Below are 24,263 nucleotides of genomic sequence, written 5' to 3' on the forward strand. Positions count from 1 at the left end.
CGGGTCGCCCCGTCCTGTCGCCCCGTCGCGGTCACAGCGTCCGGCGGTAGACCTGATACACCTTGTTGACCCGGCTCTCGATCGCGGTGGCGATGGAATTCATCCCCTGGTTGTCGTCCAGCACCCAGCCGATCTCGCCGCGTGACGCGCCGTAATGGTCGACCGACGCCTTGCGGATCGCCTCGATCATCATGAAGGCGAGCTGCCCGGCCAGCCGCGATGATTGCAGCTCCTTGCGCACGCCCATCAGCGGCACGCGCATCGTGCGCACCCGCGGCTTGCGCAGCCACCACAGCAGCTTCGCCCAGCCGAACGGCAGCAGCGACCCGTTCAGCGGCCTGATCGCCTCGTTCAGGTCGGGGAGCGTGATCATGAAGGCGACGGGCTTGCCGTCCAGCTCGGCGATACGGATCAGGTCGTTGAAGACGATCGGCTTCAGCTTCACGCCGACGTCGGCGATCTCCGGCTCGGTCAGCGGGACGAAGCCCCAATTGTCCGACCAGGCATCATTCAGGATATCGAGGATGATCTGCGCCTCCTCGAAGAACTTCCGCTTGTCCACCTCGCGGATCACGATGGACGGGTTGTTCTCGCCCGACCGGATGATACGACGCACCAGCGGCGGAAATTCCTGCGTGATGTCGAGGTCGTAGGTGAGCAGCTGCTTGACCGGTTCGTAGCCCGCCGCCTCGATCCACGCGCGATACGCCGGCTTGTGGTGCCCCATCATCACCGTGGGCGGATGGTCGTACCCCTGGATCAGCAGCCCCGGCTCCTCCCAGATCGACATGCTGATCGGGCCGAGCGCAAAGGTGACGCCCTCGCCGCGCAACCATTCCTCGGCGCGCTCCAGCAGCGCGCGAAACACGCCCTCGTCCTCCGCATCCATCAGGCCCCACTGGCCCGATCCCGGGCCGAAGCCCCGCTCGGCTGGCATGTCCTGCGCCAGCGTATCGATGTGCGCGGAGATGCGCCCCACCACCGCGCCGCCGCGCATCGCCAGGAACAGCTGCGCTTTGGCGTGGCTGAACCAGCCGTTCTTCTCGGGCGTGATGAGGCCCAGCGCCTCGCCCGTCAGCGGTGGCACCCAGTTCGGATCGTCGCGGTAGAGCCGGAAGGGCAGGTCGACGAAGGCCTGGCGCTGGCGCTTCGTGTGGACGGGGACGATCTCGATCATGGCTGCTCCGGTTAAACGGACGGGTCGATCATGGCGAGCGAGCATTTGCGCGGCAACGTGGCGGGAGCGGGGCGTGAAACGTCACCGTGTCGCCACTATGTTGGGCCAATGACCAGCGCCATGACCACGCTCACCTTCGATCGATCCGCCGCGCCCGCGCGCCTCGCCGTCGCCGACGATCGCGCGATGCTGAAGGCCGCCGCGGAGGCGACGCGCGACCTGAACACGCCCAACGCGGCGATCTACTGGGGCGACCTGATCGCGTCGGCGCTGGTCGGCTATGCGGCGCTGGTGGGCGCGGTGACGGTCGCGTCGACGGGGTGGACGGTCGTGCTGGCGGTCGTGTCGATGCTGGCGCTGTACCGCGCCATGAGCTTCATCCACGAAGTCAGCCACATGAAACACGCGAATCTGCCGCACTTCCGCGCCGGGTGGAACGTACTGGTCGGCGTGCCCATGCTGATCCCGTCGTTCATGTACGAGGGCGTGCACAATCTGCACCACGCGAAGACCCGCTACGGCACCAGCGAGGATCCGGAATATCTGCCGCTCGCGCTGATGAAGCCGTGGACGCTGCCGGTCTTCATCCTCGTCAGCGCGCTGGCGCCGGTCGGATTGCTGATCCGCTATGCATTGCTGTCGCCGCTGTCGCTGCTGGTGCCGTCGTTGCGCCGGGCGGTGGTGGAGCGCTATTCCGCGCTGGCGATCAACCCGCACTTTCGCCGCCGCATGCCGGAGGGCGAGGCGAAGTCGCTGTGGAACCGGCTGGAGGCCGCGTGCAGCCTGTGGGCGCTCGCGCTGGTCGCGATGGTGGCGACGGGCGTGATCTCGATCCGCGCCTTCGCGATCGGCATGGCGGTCGCCGCCGGCGTGGCGGTGGTGAACCAGCTGCGCACGCTGGTCGCGCACCTGTGGGAGAACGAGGGCGAGGCGATGACCGTCACCGCGCAGTATCTCGACACGGTCAACGTGCCGCCGCCCGCGCTGCTGCCGATGCTGTGGGCCCCGGTGGGGCTGCGCTACCACGCGCTGCACCACCTGCTGCCGGGTGTGCCCTACCATCACCTCGGCGAGGCGCACCGCCGCATCTCCGCGCTGCTGGCGGCGGACTCGCCGTACCACAAGGCGAGCTATCGCGGGATGCCGGGGCTGGTGTGGAAGATCGCCAAGTCGACGATGGTGACGCGGTAGGATCATCGTCTCCCGCGCAGGCGGGAGCCCAGGGCTACGGACGATATCCCCCGGCGGCTCCGGGGTCCCGCCTCAGCGGAGTACGGGACCGGTCACTCCTCCGTCCGCAGCAGCACCGCCTCGCCGATCAGCAGGAACAGCAGGAACGGCGCCCAGGCGGCGAGGAACGGCGGGTAGGCACCGAGATTGCCCATCGCCAGCGCGAAATTGTCCGCGACGAAATAGGTGAAGCCCAGCGCCATGCCGATCACGGCGCGGACGAACAGCTGCCCCGACCGCGCGATACCGAAGGCGGCGACCGCGCCCAGCAGCGGCATCAGCACCGCCGACAGCGGGCCGGACAATTTGTGCCACAGCGCGCCTTCCAGCGCCTTGGTCGGGCGCCCGGCATCCTTGAGGTCCCCGATCGCGGCGCGCAGGGCGAGGAAAGACAGGCCGTCCGCGTCGACGCTGGCGAGCGTGAACTGGTCCGGCGTCACGCCGCGGCCGACGATCATGCTCGGCGACCGCGCCACCGCGCCGCTGGCGACGTCGAAGCGCTGCACCGGCGCGATGCGCCAGCCCTCGCCCTCGCGCCGCCCCTGCCGGCCGTAGATCAGCCCGGTGAGGCTGCCGTCGGCGCTGCGTTCGTAGACGGTGACGCCGCCCAGCACCGCCGCGTTCCCGCGCCCGCGGATCTGGTCCGCCTCGATCAGGTTGTTGTCCGCGCGCACCCACACGTTGCTGCGGTCGCCGCGGTCGAGCGGCAGCGGCTGGTAGTTCACCTTCTGCCAGGCGTTCAGCGTGGCGGTGCCCGGCGCGACGACGGCGTCGTTGAACACGAAGCTCAAGCCCGCCACCCCCAGGCTGGCGACGACCAGCGGCGCCAGCACCTGGTGCGCGGACAGGCCACCCGCCTTCAGCGCGATGATCTCGCTGTTCTGGTTCATCGTGATGAGCGTCAGGATCGTGCCCAGCAGCACGGAGAAGGGCAGGAACCGCGCCACGATCTGCGGCGCGCGCAGCGAGACGTAGCGCCACACCTGCGCGTCGCCGTTGCTGGCGACGGACAGGATCTTGCCACTCTCGCTCAGCAGGTCGAGCGCTTGGAGCACCAGCACGAGCCCGGCGAGGATGGCGAAGGTGCGGACGAGGAACAGCCGCGCCATGTAGAGCGCGACGGTGCGCGAGGGGAAGAAGCTGCTCATGCCGGCGCGGTCTCCCGCCGGCGGCCGGGCAGGCGACGGCTGATCGCCTTCCACGCCTTGCCGAAGAACCGCTCCAGCGCGCCGATCGGCTGCCCGCCGGGCACGTGCGCCAGCGTATGGTACATCCACAGGATCAGCGCCGCGAACAAGGCGAACGGCACCCACAGCGCGATGGCGGGATCCAGGTCGCCGCGCTCGCCCAGCGAGGCGGCGTATTGGTTGATCTTGTGATAGGTCACGACCATCACGATGGACAGGAACACGCCCAGCGCCGACGTCGATCGCTTGGGCGGTACGCCCAGCGCGACCGCCAGCAGCGGCAGCAGGAACATCATCGCCACCTCGACGATGCGGAAGTGGAATTCCGCCCGGCTGCCGTCGCGCTGCGCCTCGGTCTGCGCGTTCTTGCCGAGCTTCGCGAGTTCGACCAGCGTATATTCCAGGTTCTTGCCGCCGCGCGCGCGGAAGCTCTCGAATCGCGGCAGGTCGATCGGCAGGTCGTGCGCGGTGAAGGTGAGCGTGCGCGGCGTGTTGAAGCCGTTACGGTTGTGGATCAGCGTGCCGTTGGTCAGGCGGAAGATGATGACGTTGGGATCGTCGGTCGCCAGGAACTGCCCGGTCTGCGCGGTCACGCCCACCCAGTCGCCCTTGGGGCTGACGGCGTGGACGAAGATGCCCGACAGCTTGCGCCCCTGGTCGCGGCTCTGCTCGATGCGCAGCGTCATGCGATCGCCCAGGTGCGCGAACTCGCCCACCTTGATCGAGGCGCCCAGCGCGCCGGTGCGCAGCTCGAAGCGCAGCTGCTCGTAATTGTAGCGCGCCTTGGGCTGGACGTAGCCGACGATCGCGATGTTCAGCGCGGCGAGGACGATGGCGAAGAAGTACGGCACGCGCAGCAGCCGGCTGTAGCTCATGCCCACGCCGCGCATCACGTCCAGCTCGCTCGACGTGGCGATGCGGCGGAAGGCGAGGAGGATGCCGAGCATCAGGCCGATCGGAATGCCGAGGCCCAAATACTCGGGCATCAGGTTTGCCAGCATCTTCCACACCACGCTGACCGGCCCGCCCTGCGTCGCGACGAAGTCGAACAGCCGCAGCATGCGGTCGAGCACCAGCAGCATCGCCGCGATCAGCAGCGTGGAGAACAGCGGCAGCGCGATCAGCCGGGCCATGTAGCGGTCGATCGATGTCATGGGCTGCGGCGGTGTCTTCGCTTGTCGAAGGAGGGCGGGAGCCCCGCTATAGGGACGTGTTCGCCGTGCGTCAGCAGCGGATTTCGCTCATTCGGCGGCCAGTTGCCGCTCCGCGCCGGGCAGCTCGGCGCCCGCGGCCTCGGCCACCGCGTGCTCCAGCGCGGTCAGCGTGAACGGCTTGCGCAGCACCGGCCGGCCGGCGAGGTCGATCCCCGCCTCCATGTCGCCGGCGTATCCGGTGACGAACAGCACCGGCACCGCGGCGAAGGCGGCGGGCAGGGCGGCGACCATCTCCGGCCCGGTGCGCGCGGGCATCAGCACGTCGGAGACGATGAGGTCGCACCGCTCCATCGCGGCGATCACCGTCGGAGCGTCGAGCGGGTCGCCGCAGCCGATCGCGTGATGGCCCAGTTCCTTCAGCGCGCCCAGCGTGGTGGCGAGCACGCGGGCATCGTCCTCCACCACCAGGATCGACAGCGCGCGTGGCGCGCCGGCCGGTGTGGCGACCACCTCCGGCGCGGGCGGGGCGGCGGGCGCGGCGGCGGCGCGGGGGAGGAGGATGGTGACCACGGTGCCCGCGCCCGGCGCGGAACGGATGCGGACGTCGCCGTCGAACTGGCGCGCGAAGGAGAAGACCTGACTGAGGCCGAGCCCCGTGCCCTTGCCGACCGGCTTTGTGGTGAAGAACGGCTCGAACACGCGTTCCAGCACGTCCGCCGTCATGCCGCCGCCGCTGTCCTGCACCGCGATGGCGAGATAGTCGCCGCAGGTGAGCGCCCCCGCGTCAGCGGCGGCAAGCGTGATCGCCTCGGCGCGAAGGGTCAGCGTGCCGCGCCCGTCCATGGCGTCGCGCGCGTTGACCGCCAGATTGACCAGGCCGTTCTCCAGCTGGACGAGGTCCGCGGCGGCGGTCCAGCCGCGGCTGGCATCCTCGAACGTCATCGTCACGCCGTCGCCCAGCGTGCGACCGAGCAGGTCGGCCATGTCGGCGAACAGCGTGGCGGCGTCGATGGTGACAGGATCGACCGCGGTCTCCCGCGCGAAGGCGAGCAGGCGGCGGGTGAGCGCGGCGGCGCGGGTGGCGCCCTCGTGCGCGCTGTCGATGTGGCGCAACACCTCGCTCCGCTGCGCGCCGGCGTCCAGCCCGCGTCGCGACAGTTCCAGTCCGCCTAGAACGACGGCCAGCATGTTATTGAAATCGTGCGCGATTCCGCCGGTCAGCTTGCCGATCGCATCCATTTTCTGCGACTGGCGCAATTGCGCCTCCTGCGCGTGCAGCGCGTCCGTCGCTTCCGTCACCGCGGCGGCCAGCTCGTCGGCGCGCTGCCGCTCCGCCTCCGCCTCCGCGCGCGCCATCGCGCGCTCCGACAGCGCGCGCATGGTGAGCCAGCCGAGCAGCACCACGCCCAGCACCAGCGACACGCCCGCCAGCGCCAGGATCTTCGCCGCCAGCGTCGTGCGCGTCACCGCGGTCATCGCGTCGGTCGTGCGATCCTGCAGCAGCTGGCGCTCGTCGGCGATCAGCCCGTCCACCGCGGCGTTGATCGCGCGCAGCGCCGCGCCCTCGCGCGCCTGGTAGAAGCGGGACAGCGCCTGGTTGTTGCGGCGGTAGTTGGTGCTGAGCGCGGTCAGCGCCAGCTCGGCACCGCGCTCGCGAAAGGCGGTGCGCAGCGTGGCGATGCGCTCGCGCTGCTGCGGATTGTCGCGGGTCAGCTTGCCCAGCCGCTCGATCGTCTCACCGGCGCGGCGCCAGTCCTCGAAATAAAGCTGTCCGAGCGACTGGTCGGTGGAGATGACGTAGCGGCCCAGCGCCGCCTCCGATCGCGCGATCGTGCCCTGTAGCGTGCGCACCAGGATCATGACGTCGTAGGAATGGCGCTGCGCTTCCAGTGCGCGGTCGCGCTGCCGGTTGACCTCGCCGACCGTCACCACCAGCGCCGCCATGACGAGAACGGCCATGGTCGCGACCACCACCAGGGTGATGGTGCGCCATGACGACGCCATCCCCCCCGGGATGCGTGCGACTTCGTTCCCGCTCACGTACAAGGGTTTAATCCATCCGGCGTGGGCAAGTCCATGCGCCGAGGATACCCATAATGACTCGGGTGGTTACGGATCAGTTAATTGCGCCGACCGATCGGCCCGCGTCGGCGAACATCGCGACGATCCGTTCCAGCTGGTCGGCGGTATGTTCGGCGCACAACGAGCAGCGCAGCAGGAAGAGGCCGGCGGGCGTGGCGGGCGGGCGCGCGACGTTGACGTACAGGCCCGCCTCCAGCAGCGCCTGCCACATCGCCACCGCCTGTTCCTGCGTGTCGAGGATGACGGCGACGATCGCGCTGTCGGCGGCCTCGGTGCCCAGGCGGAAGCCCAACGCCTTCAGGCTGCCGTGCAGGTGCCGCGCATTGCGCCACAGCTGCTCGCGCTTGCCCTGCGCGTCCATCAGCTTGCGGATCGACGTCGCCGCGGTCGCCACCACCGACGGCGGCAGGCTGGCGGTGAAGATATAGGGTCGGCAGGCGAGGCGCATCGCCTCGAACTTGGGATGGCTGCTGATGCAGAAGCCGCCGACCGTGCCGACCGACTTCGAGAAGGTGCCGATGACGAAATCGACGTCGCGGCCCAGCTCCAGCCCCTGTTCCTCGTACACGCCGCGGCCGTGGCGGCCGAAGAAGCCCATCGAGTGCGCCTCGTCCACCAGCACCATGGCACCATGCTTCCTCGACACCGCCACCATCTCGCGCAGCGGGGCGAGGTCGCCCATCATCGAGTAGACGCCCTCCAGCACGACCAGCTTGCCCGGCTCGGTGGGCAGGCGGCCGAGCCGCTTGTCGAGGTCGGCGACGGAATTGTGGCGGAAGCGCACGATCTCCGCGTCGCCCATCTTGCAGCCGTCGTAGATGGAGGCATGGCTGTCCGCGTCGAGGATCACGTACTCGCCGCGACCCGCGATGGTCGAGATGATGCCCAGGTTCGCCTGATAGCCGGTGGAGAAGACCATGGCCGAGGTCGCGCCGTAGAACGCCTTCAGCGCCTCCTCCGCCTCCACGTGGTCGCGGAACGTGCCGTTCAGCATCCGGCTGCCGTTGGTGCCGCTGCCGAACGTCTCCAGTGCCGCCTTGCCCGCGGCGATCACGTCCGGATCGAAGGTCATGCCCATGTAATTGTAGGTGCCGGCCAGGATCGTCTCGCGCCCGCGGATCACCGCAGTGGTCGGTCCCAGCACGCGCTCCATCACGATGCCGAAGGGGTCGCGCACGCCGGAGGACAGCAACGCCTCGCGCTCCGCGATCAGCGCGTCGAACTTGCTGAACAGGTCGCGTTCCGGCGCGACCGGCGCGGGGTCGGCGGGCAGCGCGTCGGCGGCGGATCCGGCGTCGGTCATGTCAGCCCTTCAGCTTGGCGACCGCGTCGGCGAGCTGGCCGACGGTCTCGATCTCGGCCTGCATGTTCATCGTGATGATGATGTCGAACTCGTCCTCGATGGCGGCGACGAAATCCATCACGGTCAGCGAATCCCATTCCAGGTCGCCCTGGAAGGTGGTCGCCTCGGTGACGGCGACGCCCTTCTTGTTGAAGGGTTCGATCTGCGCCGTGACGGCGTCGAGGATGGACTGGCGGTCGCTCATGATGCTGTGCTGGCCTTCGAATGCGGCGGGAGTTCGGCGGCGCTATAGCAAGCCTTGGGCGCGATACCATCGTGCCGCGTCGGCCATCCCCTCCCTCAGCGCGATGCGCGGGCGCCACAGGGCGGCAGGCGGTGCCTTGGCCGGGTCGGCGGTCCAGTCGGGATGGACCATGTAGGCGACGCGGTCGGCGGTCAGCTTCGCGCCCTCGCGGCGCAGCAGCCGGTCGGCACGCGACGCGGCGCGCAGCAGCGCGGCGGGGAGGGGAAGGGCCAGCACGCGCCGGCCCACCGCGGCCCCGATCGCGTCGAAATACGTCCCGTGCGTCATCGCCCCGTCCGGCCCCTCGGGCTCGTACAGGGCATGGTCGGCGGGCGCCGCCGCCAGCGCGAGCAGCAGCCCGGCGAGATCGTCGACGTGGATCGCGGACAGGCGCCCCGGCGGCGGCATCACGGCGAGGCCCAGCTTCGCCAGCCGGAACAGGTCGCGCTGCTCGTGGTCGCCGGGGCCGTAGACCGCGGGGGGGCGCACGATGGTCCAGGGCAGGTGGCTGTCGGCGACCAGCCGCTCGCCCTCCGCCTTGGACCAGCCGTAATCGGACAGCGACGGCTCGCGCGCGGCGAGCGAGGAGACGTGGACGATGCGGGGGATCGCCCACACCTTCGCCGCCTCGACGACGGCGCGGGTCCCCTCCACGTTGCCGGCGACGAAGGCCGCCCGCGTCGTCGCGCCGAGCACGCCCGCCGCGTGCACCAAGGCGTCGGCGGAGGAGACGAGCGTGGAGAGCGCCGCGGCGTCGTCCAGCGCGCCGGGCACCCAGGTGACGCCCGCGCGCGCGGGCTGCGGCCGGCGGGTCAGCGCGCGGACCTGATGCCCCGCCGCCAGCGCGGCGTCGATCAGGCGCGCACCGACGAAGCCGGTGCCGCCGGTGACGGCGAGGATCACAGCAGCGCCATGTGCGTGCGGTGGACCAGCGCGGCGCGCGGGGCGTAGCCCAGCAGCGCCTCATGCTCCTCGCTGCGGCGGCCGAGCAGACGGCGCGCGTCCGTGGCGTCGTATTCGCTGAGGCCGCGCGCCAGCGTGCCCGCCGGGCCCTCGATCGTCACCAGGTCGCCCCGCGCGAAGGCGCCCTCCACCCGCGTCGCCCCGGCGGCCAGCAGGCTGCGCCCTTCGGCAAGCGCCCGCGCCGCGCCGGCATCGACGTGGATCGCGCCGGCCGCGGTCAGCCCGCCGGCCAGCCACGCCTTGCGCGCCCGCGCCGCGCGCTCGGCGACGAACAGCGTGTGGCGCACGCCCGCGGACAGCGGATTCGCCACCCGGCCCGATGCGATGGCGAGGTGCGCGCCGGCGGCGTTGGCGATGCGCGCCGCCGCGATCTTCGACACCATGCCGCCCGACCCCATGCCGGAGGCCGAGCCGCGGTCCGCCATGCCCTCCACGCCCGCGTCGATGCGCTCGACGCGGGCGACGTGCACCGCGCCCGGCAACGCGGGATTGCGATCGTAGAGGCCATCGACGTCGGACAGCAGCACCACGCCCTGCGCCCCCGCCGCCTGCGCCACGCGCGCGGCGAGCCGGTCGTTGTCGCCGAAGCGGATCTCCTCGGTGGCGACCGAATCGTTCTCGTTAATGATCGGCACGACGCCCAAGCCCAGCAGGCGGTTCAGCGTGGCGGCGGCGTTGAGGTAGCGGCGCCGCTCCTCCAGGTCGCCCAGCGTCACCAGCATCTGCGCGGCGGTGAGGCCCTCCGCCGCCAGCACCTCGGCCCAGGTCTGGCTCAGCGCGATCTGCCCGGTGGCGGCAGCGGCCTGCGCATCCTCCAGACTGGCGCGTCCGCCTTTGGGCAGGCGGAGCCGCCGCGCGCCGAGCGCGATCGCGCCGGAGGACACGATCGCCACCTGCTGCCCGCCGCGCGTCCGCGCGGCCACGTCGCGCGCCAGCATTGTCAGCCAGTCGCGCCGCACCGACCCGTCGGCATCGACCAGCAGCGCCGAGCCGACCTTGACGATCAGGCGCGCACAATCGGAAGGGGCGAACAGCGTCACCCGGCCGCCTTATCGCGACGGCGCATCCGCGCCAATCGCGATGATCCGCGCGCGGATCAGGCGGCGACCCGCCCCGCGAAGTCCGCCGCGCTGGCCTGCAAGGCGACGAGTTGGCCGTCGAGGCGGTCGAAGCCGCGGTCGACGCCGTCGATCGCCCCCACCATCGTCTCCGTATCGCGCCGGATCACCGCGATCGCGCCGGACATCGTGCCGGCCGCCAGCGCGGTCTCGTCCACCGCGGCGGTGATGATGGACACGGTGCGTGCCTGCGCCTCCATCACCGCGCGGATGCGCTCGCCCGATTTCTGCACCTCGCCCACCGTGGTGCGGATCGAGGCGGAGGCGTCGACCGTGCCGCTGGTCGCCGCCTGGATCGCGGCGATCTGCGCCGCGATCTCGTCGGTCGCGCGCGCGGTCTGATTGGCCAGGCTCTTCACTTCCTGCGCGACCACGGCGAACCCGCGCCCGGCATCGCCCGCGCGCGCCGCCTCGATTGTGGCGTTGAGCGCCAGGAGGTTCGTCTGCCCCGCCACGCTGCGGATCAGGTTGAGGATCGTTTCGATCGAGCGGACATGGCCCGACAGCGCCTCCGACATGGCGACCGCCTCGCCCGCCTGCCCGGCGGCGCGATCCGCGATCTCGCTCGCCGACGCGACCTCCAGCCGCGCTTCCTCGATCGCGCAGACCAGCCCGGCGGCGACCGACGCCGCGTCGCGCATCGCGCAGGCGGATTGCTCCGCCGCGGTGGCGATCTCGCTCGCCTGTCCCATCACGCTGCGCGCCGCCGCGGTGCTGTGCGCCGCATCGTCGCGCAGCGCCGCGCCGTCCGCGGTGGCGGCGGCGACCACGTTGGCGACCCCGTCGCGAAACGTGTCCGACAGCCGCTGGCGCGCGTCGCGCGCGTCCTTGCGCAACCGGTCGGCGTGGATGGTGGCGTAGACGTCGCACTCCAGCGAGCGCAGGCGGAAGAATAGCGCGTTGATGTCCGACTGCTCCTCGCGCGTGCAGCCGGCGTGTTCCGCGATCAGGTCCAGCGTCATCGCCGCCACGCGGCTGCCGAGCGCGAGCAGCAGGGTGAGCGGGCATTGCCGCGCGAGCAATTGCTCCACCCGCTTGGCGCCGCGTACCACCCAGGCGTCGTCGCGCAAATCGGTGAAGCGGCCGCGCATGTCCTCCACGCCCCGCGCGATCAGGCGGGCGCGGTCGACCGCGCCGCTCGCCGGCAGGATGTCGAACCAGCCGTCCACCTGCACCGCGCTGAGCCGCGCGGCGTGCGGTTCGATGATCGTCCACACCCGGCGCGCGACCTGCGCGTCGCGATCGGTGAAGCAGAACATGCGCAGTCGCTCGCCGAGGTCGACGCAAGGGATCGCCCCCGCCATCGCCACCATGCCCGTCGCGTCGTTCCGATGCACCTGCCGCTCCCTAGCTGCGGCGGGCATAGCGAAACGGGGTTAAGTCGGCGTTGACACCGTCACAGCGGCGACCAGTCCAGCGCGTCCTCGCCCACGTCGTCGGACGGCACGGCCGCCGCGCCCTTGTCCGGGATGTGCTCCAGCAACTGGTCCAGCACCCAGTCGATGCCGGTGCCCGCCGCGCCGGAGACGGGCACGACCGGCGCGCCGCTCGCGTCCTCCAGCTCGGCGGAGAGCGCGGCGATCAGCTCGTCGTCCAGCGTGTCGATCTTGTTCAGCGCGACGACCACCGGCTTCTCCGCCAGCCCGGCGCCATAGGCCTCCAGCTCGTCGCGCACGATGCGATAGCTTTCCGCCACGTCGGCGTCGTTGGCGTCGACCAGGTGGAGCAGCACGCGGCACCGCTCGATATGGCCGAGGAAGCGGTCGCCGATCCCCGCGCCCTCCGCCGCGCCCTCGATCAGGCCGGGGATGTCGGCGACGACGAACTCGCGCTGGCGATGGCGCACCACGCCCAGCTGCGGCCGGGTGGTGGTGAAGGCGTAGGCGCCCACCTTCGCCTGCGCGTTGGTGACGGCGTTGATGAAGGTGGACTTGCCCGCGTTGGGCAGGCCGACGAGACCTGCGTCCGCCAGCAGCTTCAGCCGCAGCCACACCCACGCCTCCTCGCTGGGCCAGCCGGTGCCGTGCTGGCGCGGCGCGCGGTTGGTCGACGTCTTGTAGCTGGCATTGCCGCGCCCGCCATCGCCGCCGCGCAGGAACACCTCGCGCTGGCCGACCCGCGTCAGGTCGAGCAGCAGGGTGCGCTCCTCGTCGTCGGCCAGGATCTGCGTGCCGACCGGCACCTCGATCACCAGGTCGCGCCCGCCCGCGCCCGTGCGGTTGCTGCCCGATCCGCCGATGCCGCGCTGGGCACGGAAATGCTGCGTGTAGCGGAAGTCGATCAGCGTGTTGAGGCCGGCCACCGCCTCGAACACGATGTCGCCGCCCTTGCCGCCGTCGCCGCCGTCCGGCCCGCCGTATTCGATGAACTTCTCCCGCCGGAAACTGACGGCGCCGGGACCGCCGGCGCCCGAGCGGACGAAGATTTTCGCTTGATCGAGAAAATGCATGGCGAGCCGCTTAGCGCTTTAGCGGCGCTAAAGCACTATGCGGCCGCCCGGCCGGCGCGCATCGGCCGACGACGCGGGCTTCGCCCGCGGCGGGGCGGAGGAAAGGCCGCCCGTCCTATGCTCCTCGGTCCTTCAGCAGCATCGCGCGCGCGATCTGCCGCGCGCGGTCGCGCGGCAGGCCGAGCGCGCGGGCCATCGGTGCGCCGAGCAGCGCGTCGCCCAGCGCCATCAGCACCAGTTGCAGCGTCTCGTCATGGATCGGCACGCCGTCGTCGTGCTCCGCGGCCAGTTCTTCGACCAGGTCGTGGATCGCCGTCAGGATCGGGTCGAGCGCGTCCTCGTTGCCGTTCAGGATCATCCAGCTGGCGAGCGCGCCCGCGCCGTTGCTCCCGAAGGCGTCGAAGACGAGTTCCACCACCTCGGCCGGGTCCTGCACCTCGCGCGAGCGGACCACCGCCTCGCGGATGGTGCCCACGATCCCGCCCGCCATGCGGGCGATCAGCGCCTTCTGCAGGCCGTCCGCGGAGCCGAAATGGTGCAGCAGGTTCGCGTGCGTGCGCCCGACCCGTGCCGCCACCGCCTTCAGCGTCACCGCCTGCGGTCCTTGCTCCACCAGCAGCGCGCGCGCGGCGTCCAGCGACGCCTCGCGCGAGGCCTCGGGCGACAGCCGTCGCCGCGGAGGGGTTGCCAGCGTCATCGCGGCACTCTATTTACACAGATGTAAGCAAGCCTCATTCACGATTGTTCGGAGATTCTCGTGCCGAAAGCAACAACGCCCGCCGATCTCGCCATCACGCCGCGCGACCGGCGCTTCGGCCGCGGTGCGGCGATCCGGCGCTGGTGGCTGAACGACGATCCCTACGCCACCGCCTTCTACAACGCGCTGTCGGTGACGTTTCCGAAGGGGGAGGGGTTCTTCGTCGACAGCGTGCGCCGCTTTCGAGAGGGCACGCCGCCGCGGCTGGAGCGAGAGATCAACGCCTTCATCAAGCAGGAAGTGCTGCACACGCGCGAGCACCTCGCCTTCAACCGCCACGTCGCCGATCAGGGCTATGACGTGACGTTGCTCGACCGCGACGTCGATGCCGCGCTGGCGCTGACGAAGGGGCGGCCGCCGATCGGCGCGCTGGCGGCGACGACGGCGCTGGAGCATTTCACCGCGATGCTGGCGCACGAACTGATCGCGAACCCCCGGCACCTCGCCGGGGCGGAGGAGCAGGCGCGCGCCTTGTGGCTGTGGCACGCGGCGGAGGAGATCGAGCACAAGGGCGTCGCCTACGATACCTGGCTGCACGCGACGCGCGACTGGCCGCGCTTCACGCGCTGGCGGATCAAGTCGCTGGTAATGCTCGTCACCACCTGGCGATTCTTCCACGGCCGCGCGCGCGGCATGGCGGAACTGCTGCGGCAGGACGGGATCACGGGGCCGCGGGCGTGGGCAAGGATGGCGTGGTACGCCTTCGGCAACCCCGGCATGGCGCGCAAGGTGGCGGGGGTCTGGTTCGCGTACTTCCTGCCCGGCTTCCACCCGTGGAAGCACGACGACCGCGCGCTGATCGCGCTGGCCGAAAGCGACTACGAGGCCGCGGTACTGCCGCGGGCGGCTTGACGCAGGTGAAGAAGCCGCACACGGTCCGGGCGAGACGAGGGCGGGGGCGAGAGAGAGATGGTGCGTAAATGGGGGTGGCTGGCGCTCGTGCTGCCGGTCGCGGCGGCGGCGCAGCAGCCACCGGTGGCGGCACCCCCCGGCGGGGTGTGCGCACGGCTGGCACCGCAACTGGGGCTGAAGCCGGAGGCGGCGAAGCCCGGTACGCCCACAACGTGGAAGGCGGGCATGTTCGGCGTCGGCGCGATGCTGTTCGGCGGGAGCGCCGGGGTCAGCTTCATGGTTCAGCCGGTCGAGGGCACCACGGCCGGGCAGATGCAGGACGCCTGCAAGCAGGTGAAGTCGGACATCGTCTGCCGCGTCGCCGGCCCGATCCGCGTGGTCGTCGGCTCGAAGAAGGGCGAGGCGAGCGTGGACCTCGCCGAAGGGGAGCGCGGCGAGGTGGGGACGAAGGGCAAGAACATCTTCTGCCGCGAAGGCTGAGCGAGGCGGGCAGGGGGGGCTGCCCGCCTCGTGTCACGTCAGGCCGCCATCGCCGGCTCCGCCGGCACGTCCGCCTCGGCGAGGTCGAGCAGCATCTCGACGCTCGCCACCGTTCCGCCGCGGGCGAGCGAGGCGCTCTCGCCGCGGCCGGTCTCGACGAAGCCCAGCTTGCGCAGCACGCGGCCCGAGGCCGGATTGTCGACATGGTGGCGCGCGTGGATGCGCTTGAGGCCCAGCGCGTGACGCGCCATCTCCACCACCGCCCGGCCCGCCTCGGTCGCGTAGCCGCGATGCCAGTGATCGGGCGCGAGCCAGTAGCCGAGCTCGTGTCCATGCTCCTCGCGCACCAGCGCGATGCCGCCGATCAACTGGCCGTCGCCGCGCCGTACGATCTGGAAGCGCGGCTCGTCGGCGGCGCGGGGTAGCGACAGGAACGCCTCGGCATCGCCCAGCGCGTAGGGCCAGGGCGCGCGGGCGAGATTGCGGACGACCGTCTCGTGGCCGATCGCACGTGCCAGCGCGGGGGCATCCTCCGCCCAGCCGGGCCGTAGCGTCAGTCTCTGCGTCAACGCGAACATGGGCGCTCTCCTCGCCTGTCCGGCGCCGCTAAACCGTGATCGTGACGGCCGGGCGACAACCGGTGTTGAGGGAGCAAGAAAAAAGGGAGCCTGGGCGGACCCGGCTCCCTTGTCTTGGCTGGCCCCCTTCGCGAGGGCACCGGGTCACCCAGTGGGCAACCCGTCCGGTCACCCGATGTTATTCGGCCGCTTCCGCCATAATGTCGACCGAGCAGAACTTTCGGCCCAGCTTGCCGTCGTGGAACGACACGCGGCCGTCGACCAGCGCGAACAGCGTGTGGTCCTTGCCGATGCCCACGTTGCGGCCCGGGTAGAACTTCGTCCCGCGCTGACGCACCAGGATGTTGCCGGCGATGGCTTCCTGCCCGCCGAACTTCTTCACGCCGAGGCGACGACCGGCCGAATCGCGACCGTTGCGCGACGAACCGCCTGCTTTCTTGTGTGCCATTGTGTCTGTTCCTTTCGCGCTACGGGCTTCAGCCGACCGACACGATCTTCAGGATCGTGTGGTTCTGGCGGTGGCCGTTGCGGCGACGATAGTTGTGGCGGCGACGCTTCTTGAACACGATCACCTTCTCGCCCTTCGCCTGGGCGACGATCTCCGCCGCGACGGTCAGCCCGTCGGTCGGCTTCAGATCCGAACCCTCGCCGGCCAGCAGGATATCGCCGAGCGTGACCGACGAACCGGCCTCACCCTCGATCTTCTCGACGACGATCTTGTCTCCGGCGGCGACGCGATACTGCTTGCCGCCAGTGCGCACGATAGCGAACATGGCTCGAATCACTTCCCAAATGTCATGGCCCACGAGGCGCCAGGCCCTGCGGGAGAAGCGGCGCAGCTAGGTGAAAGGGGCGGTGCTGTCAACCTCGCCGCCCGCCCGCACGCCCGTTTCCGCGCACCTCAGTGGCGGTGGAGCCGCTTCAATCCGTAGCGCCCGTCGGCGGACCGGTCGAACAGGCCGGCGATGGCGGGATGCTCGACCGGATCGTCGCTGTCGTCGGGCACCAGGTTCTGCTGGCTGACATAGGCGATGTAGCTCGATTCGGCATTCTCGGCGAGCAGGTGGTAGAACGGCTGGTCCTTGCGGGGGCGCAGCGTCTCCGGGATGGACTGGTACCATTCCTCCGTGTTCGCGAAGACGGGATCGACGTCGAAGATCACGCCGCGAAACTCGAGCAGCCGGTGGCGCACGACGTCGCCGATGGAGAAGCGCGCGTGCGAAACGGGAGGCGCGACGGGATCGGCGGCAACGTCGGGAAGGTGATCGGTCGGCGACATGCCGTCCATCTAAGCACGATTTCGCGCCGCACAACATGGCTTGCGTCACGGGTGCTTGCGTCGGGCCGAATCCGGCATTAGAGGCCCGCCTTCGACCGGCCAACCGGGCCTTCTCGTTCCGGTAAGTCTTCTGCGGAGAGGTGGCAGAGTGGTCGATTGTACCGCACTCGAAATGCGGCGTGCCCTCACGGGTACCGTGGGTTCGAATCCCACCCTCTCCGCCACTTTCCCTCGCCCTGCTTACCCTCGCCTCGCCTTTCTGCCGCGTCGGTGACGTGCGACTGTCGTGCGTCCATGTACGATTCGATCGTCCTCATCCTGCTGCTGGGGCTCGCCGCGGGGGCGATGAATGCGCTCGCCGGCGGAGGACCGATCGTCGTCGTCGCGGCGCTGGCGGCGTTCGGCATGCCCGCGGACGTCGCCAGCCTCACCTCCACCGTCGCGCTGCTGCCGGGGCAGGTGGCCACGGGATGGTATGCGCGGGGCAGCCTGGTCGCGCTGGGCGGGGCGGGCACGCGGCGGGCGGTGGCGCTCGTCGCCGTCGTGGGCGGAGCGGTGGGTGCGGGCGTGCTGCTGGCGACTCCGGCGCCGGTGTTCCAGCGCATGCTGCCGGGGCTCATCGTTCTCGCAACGGCGCTCTACGCCTGGAACAGCCGCGGCGCGCGGGCCGCGGGCGGAGACGCTGCGGCGACGGTGCGCGTGGGTGCCGTCGCCGGATGGCTGGCGCCGCTGGCGGTCTACGGCGGCTTCTACGGCGGCGGCAACAGCTTCATGGTGCTGGCGCTGCTGGCGCGGCTGCGCGTCGCGCCGCGCGCGGCGGCGCATGCGAAGAACCTGATCGTGCTGCTGGTCAACGCCGCCGCGACGACGATCTTCCTCGCGTCCGGCGAGGTGGCGTGGCGCACCGCGGTGCCGCTGGGGGTCGGCGCGCTCGCCGGCGGGCTGGCGGGCATGCGGCTGATCGACCGGATCGATCCGGCCCGGCTGCGTGCCGGCGTCATCGCCTGCGGCATGGCGCTGGCGGCGTGGCTGGCGCTGCGCGGCTAGTCTCAGCCGCGGAACCGGGAGAGATCGATGCCGAGGCGCTGCACCTTGTAGTAGAAGGTCTTGCGTGGCAGCCCCAGCGCGGCACAGGCGCGCGTCGCATCGCCCGCCGCGGCGGCGAGCGCCTCGGCAATGGCTTCCGCCTCGAACAGGTCGACGCGCTGCTTCAGGTCCGCGCAGGCGGGTGCGGGGGCGGTGGCCGGGCCAGTGCCGGGAAGGCCGAGCGCCACGTTCTCCGCGAAGCGCAGCAGCTCGCGCACGTTGCCGGGCCAGTCGTGGCGTTCCAGGTGGCGGAAGACGCCGCTGTTGAGCGCGGGCGGCTCGACGCCCAGCCGCGTCGCGGCGCGCAGCAGGAAGGTGCGGAACAGCGGCACCACATCCTCGCGCCGCTCGCGCAGCGGCGGCAGGCGAAGCGTCACGCCGTTCAGCCGGTAGAACAGCGAGGCGCGGAACCGCCCGGTGCCGACCAGCTGCTCGAGATCGACGTGGCTGGCGGCCACCACGCGCAGGTCCAGCGTGCGCGCCGCACTGGCGCCCAGCGGCGTCACCTCGCGCCGTTCCAGCACGCGCTGCACGTTCAGCTGCACCGCCTCGCCCATCGCGTCGATGTCGTCGAGGAACAGGGTGCCGCGGTGCGCCTGCTCGATCCGGCCGGTGCGCGGCATGGCGTTTCCCGGCAGCGCGCCCGCGACATGGCCGAACAGCTCGGCATCGAGCAGCCCGGGGGGCAGCGCGCCGCAATCGACGCCGACCATCTGCCCGCGGCGGCGCGAGCGCGCGTGGAGCATCTCCGCCACCACGCCCTTGCCCGTGCCCGTCTCTCCCTGGATCAGCACGTCCACGTCGATCGGCGCCACCTGTGCGATGGCGCGGCGCAGCTGCTCGATCGCAGGGGAGCGGCCCAGCAGCGGGCCGTCGTCGGCGTCGATCGGCGCGGCGCGCAGCCGCTGGTTCTCCGCCAGCAGCTGCCGCCGCTCCAGCGCGCGCTCGACCGAGGCGATCAGCTGCTCCACCGGAAACGGCTTCTCCAGCACGTCGCACGCCCCCTGGCGCAGCGCGCCCACCGCGGTGCGCACGTCGGCGTGGCCCGACACGAGGATGACGGGCAGGTCCGGTGCCTGCGCCACCAGCCGGGCGAGCAGGTCCATGCCGTCCATCCCCGGCATGCGGATGTCGGTGACCACCACGCCGTCGAACCCGGCCTCCACCTCGCGCAGCGCGGCGGTGGCGCTCGCAACCGCGGTGACGTGGAAGCCGCTCAGCGACAGGCTCTGCGCGGTCGCGCGGCGCAGGTCGTCGTCGTCGTCGACGAACAGGACGGTGTTCATGGCGCGCGCTCCAGGTCGATGACGAACTCCGCCCCGCGATCGGGACTGCCGACGGACAGGGTGCCGCCCAGCTCGGCGACGATGTCGTGCGAGATCACGAGGCCCAGTCCCAGCCCGTCGTCCTTGGACGTCCTGAACGGCTGGAACAGCGTGGACCGCACCGCGGGGTCGATGCCGTCGCCGTCGTCGCTGACGATGATCCGCACCCGGTCCCACGTCTCGACCACCGTCGCCACGATGAAGCGCGCGCCGGCGTCCAGCGCGTTCTGCACCAGGTTGACCAGCACCTGTTCCAGCCGCACCCGCTCGCCGCGCACCCAGCTCTGCGCGCCGGTGGTCACCAGCTCCGCGCCCAGCATCTGCAACCGGTCGCGCAGCAGCAGGCGCAGCCCGTCGAACACCTCGTCCACCGACACCGGCCCGATCTCCCCGGTGGAGCGCCGCGCGAAGCCGCGCAGCTCTCGGGTGATCAGGCCGATCCGCTGCGTCAGCGCCAGGATGTGCCCGATCGCCTCTTCGGCCTCCGCGCCGCGGTCGCGTTGCAGCAGCGTGCGCGCGCTGTGCGCGTAGTTGCCGATCGCGGCGACGGGCTGGTTGATCTCGTGCCCGACGCCCGCGGTGATCTGGCCCAGCGTCGCCAGCTTGTTCGCCTGCGCCATCCGATGGTGCAGCGCGGCCAGGCGCGCGTCGGCGGCGGCGGCGATGCGCGCCGCCTCGTTGCGGCGGCGGTGGCGCCACAGCTGATAGAGCGCGACCGCGGCCAGCGCCGCGATGGCCAGCGCCAGCCGGGCGAAGGTGATCGCCGGGCTCACCGCCGGGGCGGTCGGCACCAGCACGTGGACGCGCCAGCCGCGCACCGGCTCGGTCGCCTCGACATAGGCCGCGTCGTCGCGGATCGCCCGGTTCGCATGTCCCACCGCGCCGCGCGCGAAGAGCGCGTTCTGCGCCAGCGGCACCGCGCCGAAGTCGAGCGACCGCCGCGCGGCGGCGCGCTCCCCGGCGGACAGCGGGCGGACGGTCTGGAAGCGCCAGTCGGGTCGCGCGGTGACGAGGATGATGCCGCGCGCGTCGGTGACGAAGGCGGCGCCGGCGGCCTCGCGCCACTCGCGCTCCAGCGAGCGGAAGTCGACCTTCACGACGAAGACGCCCAGGGCCCCCTCCGGCGCGTCGAGCCGCTTGGAGATGTAGAGGCCGGGCTGGCGGCTGATGGTGCCCATGGCGAATTGCTGCGCCGCGCCGTCGCGCATGGCATCGCGATAATAGGCGCGGAACGCATAATCCTCGCCCACGAAGCTCTCGGCGCGGCGCCAGTTGCTGGCCGCCACGGTGCGCCCGCGCGCGTCCAGCAGGTAGACGTTGGCCGCGCCGGTGCCGGCGCTCAGCGCCTCCAGCTTGCGGTTGAGCGCCGCGATCCGGTCCGGCGCGCGGCTCGCCAGGGCGTCGCGTGCCTCGCGATCGGCGGCCAGCACGATGGGGACGAGCTGGAACTTGTCGATCTCGCGGCGGTAGCCCGAGGCGAGCAGGATCGCCGACGCCCGCGCGCGGCCGACCACGCCGTCGATCGCGCGCTCCGTGGCGACGCGCTGCGCGATGTGCAGCGCGCCCGCGAGCACGATCAGCACGGTGACGGCGACGGCGATCCGAATCGTCGAGGAACTTGCCTGCCCGCCCATCATCGGGAGCGTGGCGAAAATATGCACACCGCGCAACGCGACGCGGGCAGGAAGTGACGCAAAGTTGTGCCGCCATCCGACGAAGTAATGGAAATTCAAAGGGATGTTCGCGCGCAATTGTTCGTTGCCGCCGACGCGGGGTCGCGGAAGATTATGCCACGATCGCGCACCACCGGTGCCGCGTGGACGACGGTGGCGCTGCCCCCGCCTTCCCCCGGCGCTCTCGAAGGCGCGACGCATGGAAGGAGAGGGGACATGATGAGGACGACTCTTGGGGTGCTGATGTGCGGCTCGGCCATGGCGATGGCGTTTCCCGCCGCGGCACAGGAGGTCCCCGGACTGCGCCCCGCTCCCGATGCGCCCGCGGCACCGCCGCAGTCCGCGGTGCCCGAGACGCAGGTCGAGCCGCCCGCTCCCGACGCACCGCCCGCCATGGCCGACCAGAAGCCGGGCGACATCGTCGTCGTCGGCTCGCGCGGGAAGCCGCGGACCGACGTGGACCGCCCCGTGCCCGTCGACGTCGTCAGCAACGTGGAACTGCGCGCGACGGGGCAGACCGACCTGGGCCAGCAGGTGCAGTTCACCTCGCCGTCGTTCAGCTCGTCGAAATTCGGCATCAACGGCGCGACCAACTTCGCCGACCCCGCCTCGCTGCGCGGCCTCGCGCCCGATCAGGTGCTGGTGCTGGTGAACGGCAAGCGGCGGCACCAATTCTCCGCGCTGAACCTGAACGTCGCGCCGGGTCTCGGCACCGTCGTCTCCGATCTCAATTCGATCCCCACCGGCGCGGTGAAGCGGATCGAGGTGCTGCGCGACGGCGCGGCGGCGCAATACGGGTCGGACGCGATCGCGGGCATCGTCAACCTGGCGCTGAACGACCAGATCGGCGGCACGCTCGACATCACCGGCGGCATCCACCTCGAGGGCGACGGCTTCACGAACAAGATCAGCCTGAACCACGGCATCGCGCTGGGCGGCGACGGCGGCTTCGTGAACTACACGCTCGAATATTTCGGGTTCAAGGGCACCAACCGGTCGGACACGTACACCGGCGCGCTCTATCCCGCCACGCCCGCCAATTACGCGACCACCGGGCCCACGCCCAACTTCCCGTACAGCACCGCCAATCCGCGCGCGGACCGCAACGTCTATCCGCAGACGCCGTTCGTCGTGGGCAATTACGGGTCCAATCCGAACGACACCTACCAGGCGTTCGTCAACGCCTCCTATCCGATCGCCGAGAACACCAACCTCTACGCCTTCGGCGGCTACAGCCGGAAGGATGTGGGCGCGTTCGGCTTCTTCCGCTCCGCCGCCGTGTTCGGCAATTCCGCGCTCGGCATCTTTCCCGATGGTTACATCCCGCGGCTGCCCGGCACCTCAATCGACTGGTCGGCGACCACCGGCGTCAACAGCGAGGTCGCGGGCTGGAAGCTGGACCTCAGCGTCGGCTACGGCGCCAACCGGCTGGACCAGAACGCGCGCAACACCGTCAACGCCTCGCTCGGCAACGCCAGCCCGACGGAATTCTACGTCGGCCGCACCGCGTTCGGCCAGTGGCTGGTCGATCTCAACGCCTCCAAGGATTTTGGCGCGGTCGGCTTCGTCGGCAAGAGTCTGAACCTGGCCTGGGGCGCGCAATACCGCCGCGACCGGTTCGAGGTGACGCGAGGCAGCCCGGCCTCCTACGCGGTCGGCCCGCTGGCGGTGCAGGGCAAGGCGCCCGGCGCGAACGGACGTCCCGGCTACGCGCCCGCGGACGAGAACGACGTCAGCCGGCAGAGCGTGGGCTATTACGTCGATGCGGAGGCGGAGTTCAGCGACGCGCTGCTGGTCGCCGCGGCGCTGCGCTTCGAGGATTATTCCGATTTCGGCAGCAACGTGTCGGGCAAGCTGGCGGGGCGCTACAAATTCACCGACGCCTTCGCCCTGCGCGGATCGTACAATCGCGGCTTCCGCGCCCCGTCGCTCCAGCAGACGGGCAACCGCGTCAACACGTCGACGGTGCAGAACAACCAGATCCTCATCACGCAGCAGGTGTCGAGCGACGATCCCCGCCTGGCCGCGCTGGGCGTGCCGCAGCCCAAGGCGGAAATCTCGAACAGCTACTCGATCGGCCTGACCGGCGACCTTCCGGCGGTGGCGGGCGGGCGCGTCAGCCTGACGGTCGACGCCTTCCAGATCGACATCAACGATCGCATCGTCATTTCGGAAGGATTGCTGACGGCGCAATATCCCGCCGTCCGTGCGCTGTTCCCGCTGGCGCGCGAGATCCGCTTCTTCACCAACCAGATCGACACCCGCACCCGCGGCATCGACGTGGTGGCGACGTACAAGGCGAACGTCGGCGAAGGGCAGAACGTCACGCTCACGCTGGCCGGCACCCACGCCAGGACCGAGGTGCAGCGCCAGCGCGACACCCCGGCGGCGATCCTGGCAGGCGCGTCGGCGGCGGCGCAGCAGATCAAGCTGCTGGGGCAGACCGCGACCGAGCTGATCGAGGTGGCGCAGCCGCGCACGAAGATCCTGGCTTCGGCCAATTACGCGGTGGACAAGCTGAACGTCGGCGTCCGCGCCTCGTACTTCGGCAACGTGAAGGCGTTCTCCACCGGCCTGTCGGGCCAGGACAAGGACGTCGAGTGCGATGCCGCCAACCGCTGCGTACAGACCTTCCGCGGCAAGACGGTCACCGATCTGACGCTCAGCTACGCCTTCACCGAACAATTCTCGCTGACGGTCGGCGCGAACAACATCTTCGACGTCTATCCCGACAAGTGGAAGAACCTGGCCGACGGCGACGTCGCGCAGGCCGCCTCCTATTCCGACGGGCAGACCCCCTACACCCGCAACGCCAGCCAGTTCGGCTTCAACGGATCCTATTATTTCGTCACGGCCAACGTGAAGTTCTGAGGGGGGTTGTCGATGGCACGCCAGTTGAAGATGGGGACCATCAGCCAGGAGGAGTTCGCCCGCCTGCGGCGGTCGATCCCCGCGGTGACGAAGCAGGGGGTGATGGACACCTACCGCATCAGCCAGCACAGCTGGTACAAGCTGCGCGACGGAAAGCCGGTGAAGCAGAACGTCATCGACCGCATGCGCGAGCGCTACGCGGCGATGGCGTGATGCCGAACCGAAACAGGCAGGACCCGTCTGGCGAAGGTCGGAACCGCTCATGACGTCACAGTCTCCACCCATCACGCCCCCGGCGTCGCGTCCCTGGTACACGCACCTGTATCTTCAGGTTCTGGCGGCGATCGTGGCGGGGGTGCTGCTGGGGCATTTCGCGCCGGCGACGGGCGAGGCGATGAAGCCGATCGGCGACGGCT

23 protein-coding genes, 1 tRNA gene and 1 pseudogene are annotated in these 24,263 nt (G+C 70.7%); 8 read left to right on the plus strand and 17 right to left on the minus strand.

Going from position 1 to position 24,263, the window contains the following annotated elements; translation table 11 throughout:
* Window positions 1–31: 31 nt before the first annotated feature.
* Window positions 32–1,177 (minus strand): N-acetyltransferase, encoded by a 1,146-nt coding sequence (locus tag HBH26_RS18715; protein WP_168136164.1) that lies wholly within the window; start codon window positions 1,175–1,177, stop codon window positions 32–34.
* 108 nt (window positions 1,178–1,285) lie between these two features.
* On the opposite strand from HBH26_RS18715, the gene HBH26_RS18720 reads away from it, so the two are divergent.
* A complete protein-coding gene (locus HBH26_RS18720) occupies window positions 1,286–2,368 on the plus strand; it encodes a fatty acid desaturase family protein (RefSeq protein WP_168136165.1) in 1,083 nt (360 codons plus the stop codon).
* A gap of 92 nt (window positions 2,369–2,460) precedes the next feature.
* Here HBH26_RS18720 and lptG read toward each other — a convergent pair whose 3' ends face one another.
* The 10 genes from lptG to HBH26_RS18770 form a co-directional block, all read right to left on the minus strand.
* On the minus strand, window positions 2,461–3,555 hold the full coding sequence (gene lptG, locus HBH26_RS18725) for an LPS export ABC transporter permease LptG (RefSeq protein ID WP_168136166.1): 1,095 nt from the start codon (window positions 3,553–3,555) through the stop codon (window positions 2,461–2,463).
* Window positions 3,552–4,748 carry an LPS export ABC transporter permease LptF gene (gene lptF / locus HBH26_RS18730; protein ID WP_209308673.1) on the minus strand — a complete coding sequence of 399 codons (1,197 nt, stop codon included), beginning with the start codon at window positions 4,746–4,748 and terminating at the stop codon, window positions 3,552–3,554. The genes lptG and lptF overlap by 4 nt, the downstream gene beginning before the upstream one ends.
* An 87-nt stretch (window positions 4,749–4,835) precedes the next feature.
* Window positions 4,836–6,752, minus strand: a complete 1,917-nt coding sequence (locus HBH26_RS18735) for an ATP-binding protein (RefSeq protein WP_168136167.1) — start codon at window positions 6,750–6,752, stop codon at window positions 4,836–4,838.
* Between the two features lie 112 nt (window positions 6,753–6,864).
* The gene (gene spt, locus HBH26_RS18740) at window positions 6,865–8,133 is read right to left on the minus strand and encodes a serine palmitoyltransferase (protein WP_168136168.1); all 1,269 of its coding nucleotides are present in this window, start codon (window positions 8,131–8,133) and stop codon (window positions 6,865–6,867) included.
* Between the two features lies 1 nt (window position 8,134).
* A complete protein-coding gene (locus tag HBH26_RS18745; RefSeq protein ID WP_168136169.1) occupies window positions 8,135–8,377 on the minus strand; it encodes an acyl carrier protein in 243 nt (80 codons plus the stop codon).
* A gap of 42 nt (window positions 8,378–8,419) precedes the next feature.
* Window positions 8,420–9,319 carry an NAD-dependent epimerase/dehydratase family protein gene (locus HBH26_RS18750; RefSeq protein WP_168136170.1) on the minus strand — a complete coding sequence of 300 codons (900 nt, stop codon included), beginning with the start codon at window positions 9,317–9,319 and terminating at the stop codon, window positions 8,420–8,422.
* Entirely contained in the window at window positions 9,316–10,419 is a 1,104-nt protein-coding gene (gene proB, locus HBH26_RS18755; RefSeq protein ID WP_168136171.1) for a glutamate 5-kinase, read from the minus strand. The genes HBH26_RS18750 and proB overlap by 4 nt, the downstream gene beginning before the upstream one ends.
* 56 nt (window positions 10,420–10,475) lie before the next feature.
* Window positions 10,476–11,834, minus strand: a complete 1,359-nt coding sequence (locus HBH26_RS18760; RefSeq protein ID WP_338057456.1) for a methyl-accepting chemotaxis protein — start codon at window positions 11,832–11,834, stop codon at window positions 10,476–10,478.
* Window positions 11,835–11,893: 59 nt separating this feature from the next.
* Window positions 11,894–12,946 (minus strand): GTPase ObgE, encoded by a 1,053-nt coding sequence (gene obgE / locus HBH26_RS18765; protein WP_168136172.1) that lies wholly within the window; start codon window positions 12,944–12,946, stop codon window positions 11,894–11,896.
* A gap of 115 nt (window positions 12,947–13,061) precedes the next feature.
* On the minus strand, window positions 13,062–13,643 hold the full coding sequence (locus HBH26_RS18770) for a TetR/AcrR family transcriptional regulator (RefSeq protein ID WP_168136173.1): 582 nt from the start codon (window positions 13,641–13,643) through the stop codon (window positions 13,062–13,064).
* Between the two features lie 60 nt (window positions 13,644–13,703).
* Here HBH26_RS18770 and HBH26_RS18775 point away from each other — a divergent pair, with 60 nt between their 5' ends.
* Together HBH26_RS18775 and HBH26_RS18780 are read left to right on the plus strand one after the other, a co-directional pair.
* Window positions 13,704–14,555, plus strand: a complete 852-nt coding sequence (locus HBH26_RS18775; RefSeq protein WP_168136174.1) for a metal-dependent hydrolase — start codon at window positions 13,704–13,706, stop codon at window positions 14,553–14,555.
* Between the two features lie 57 nt (window positions 14,556–14,612).
* The gene (locus HBH26_RS18780) at window positions 14,613–15,035 is read left to right on the plus strand and encodes a hypothetical protein (RefSeq protein WP_168136175.1); all 423 of its coding nucleotides are present in this window, start codon (window positions 14,613–14,615) and stop codon (window positions 15,033–15,035) included.
* Window positions 15,036–15,073: 38 nt separating this feature from the next.
* Here HBH26_RS18780 and HBH26_RS18785 read toward each other — a convergent pair whose 3' ends face one another.
* The 4 genes from HBH26_RS18785 to hspQ all read right to left on the minus strand — a co-directional run bounded on the left by HBH26_RS18785 (window position 15,074) and on the right by hspQ (window position 16,892).
* Window positions 15,074–15,613 (minus strand): GNAT family N-acetyltransferase, encoded by a 540-nt coding sequence (locus tag HBH26_RS18785; protein WP_209308674.1) that lies wholly within the window; start codon window positions 15,611–15,613, stop codon window positions 15,074–15,076.
* A 178-nt stretch (window positions 15,614–15,791) separates the two neighbouring features.
* Window positions 15,792–16,061 carry a 50S ribosomal protein L27 gene (gene rpmA, locus HBH26_RS18790; protein WP_168136176.1) on the minus strand — a complete coding sequence of 90 codons (270 nt, stop codon included), beginning with the start codon at window positions 16,059–16,061 and terminating at the stop codon, window positions 15,792–15,794.
* A gap of 28 nt (window positions 16,062–16,089) precedes the next feature.
* Entirely contained in the window at window positions 16,090–16,386 is a 297-nt protein-coding gene (gene rplU, locus HBH26_RS18795) for a 50S ribosomal protein L21 (RefSeq protein ID WP_168136177.1), read from the minus strand.
* Window positions 16,387–16,514: 128 nt separating this feature from the next.
* On the minus strand, window positions 16,515–16,892 hold the full coding sequence (gene hspQ, locus HBH26_RS18800; RefSeq protein ID WP_168136178.1) for a heat shock protein HspQ: 378 nt from the start codon (window positions 16,890–16,892) through the stop codon (window positions 16,515–16,517).
* Window positions 16,893–17,026: 134 nt separating this feature from the next.
* Between hspQ and HBH26_RS18805 the strand changes: the two genes are divergently transcribed.
* Together HBH26_RS18805 and HBH26_RS18810 are read left to right on the plus strand one after the other, a co-directional pair.
* A tRNA-Ser gene (locus tag HBH26_RS18805) sits at window positions 17,027–17,116 on the plus strand.
* A 70-nt stretch (window positions 17,117–17,186) separates the two neighbouring features.
* Window positions 17,187–17,939, plus strand: coding sequence for a sulfite exporter TauE/SafE family protein (locus tag HBH26_RS18810; protein WP_168136179.1), 753 nt, complete (start codon window positions 17,187–17,189; stop codon window positions 17,937–17,939).
* A gap of 2 nt (window positions 17,940–17,941) precedes the next feature.
* Here the strand turns inward: HBH26_RS18810 and HBH26_RS18815 are convergent, their stop codons facing one another.
* Window positions 17,942–19,264, minus strand: a complete 1,323-nt coding sequence (locus tag HBH26_RS18815) for a sigma-54-dependent transcriptional regulator (RefSeq protein WP_168136180.1) — start codon at window positions 19,262–19,264, stop codon at window positions 17,942–17,944.
* Window positions 19,261–20,940, minus strand: coding sequence for a sensor histidine kinase (locus tag HBH26_RS18820; RefSeq protein ID WP_168136181.1), 1,680 nt, complete (start codon window positions 20,938–20,940; stop codon window positions 19,261–19,263). The genes HBH26_RS18815 and HBH26_RS18820 overlap by 4 nt, the downstream gene beginning before the upstream one ends.
* A gap of 252 nt (window positions 20,941–21,192) precedes the next feature.
* Between HBH26_RS18820 and HBH26_RS18825 the strand changes: the two genes are divergently transcribed.
* The 3 genes and pseudogenes from HBH26_RS18825 to HBH26_RS20910 all read left to right on the plus strand — a co-directional run.
* Window positions 21,193–23,847 carry a TonB-dependent receptor plug domain-containing protein gene (locus HBH26_RS18825; protein WP_168136182.1) on the plus strand — a complete coding sequence of 885 codons (2,655 nt, stop codon included), beginning with the start codon at window positions 21,193–21,195 and terminating at the stop codon, window positions 23,845–23,847.
* 12 nt (window positions 23,848–23,859) lie between these two features.
* Entirely contained in the window at window positions 23,860–24,060 is a 201-nt protein-coding gene (locus HBH26_RS18830) for a hypothetical protein (protein ID WP_168136183.1), read from the plus strand.
* Window positions 24,061–24,109: 49 nt separating this feature from the next.
* Window positions 24,110–24,263 (plus strand): annotated as a pseudogene (locus HBH26_RS20910) (C4-dicarboxylate transporter DctA); the annotation flags it as partial.

This window comes from Sphingomonas corticis (genome assembly GCF_012035195.1).
In the GTDB taxonomy this organism is placed as follows: Bacteria; Pseudomonadota; Alphaproteobacteria; order Sphingomonadales; family Sphingomonadaceae; genus Sphingomonas; species Sphingomonas corticis.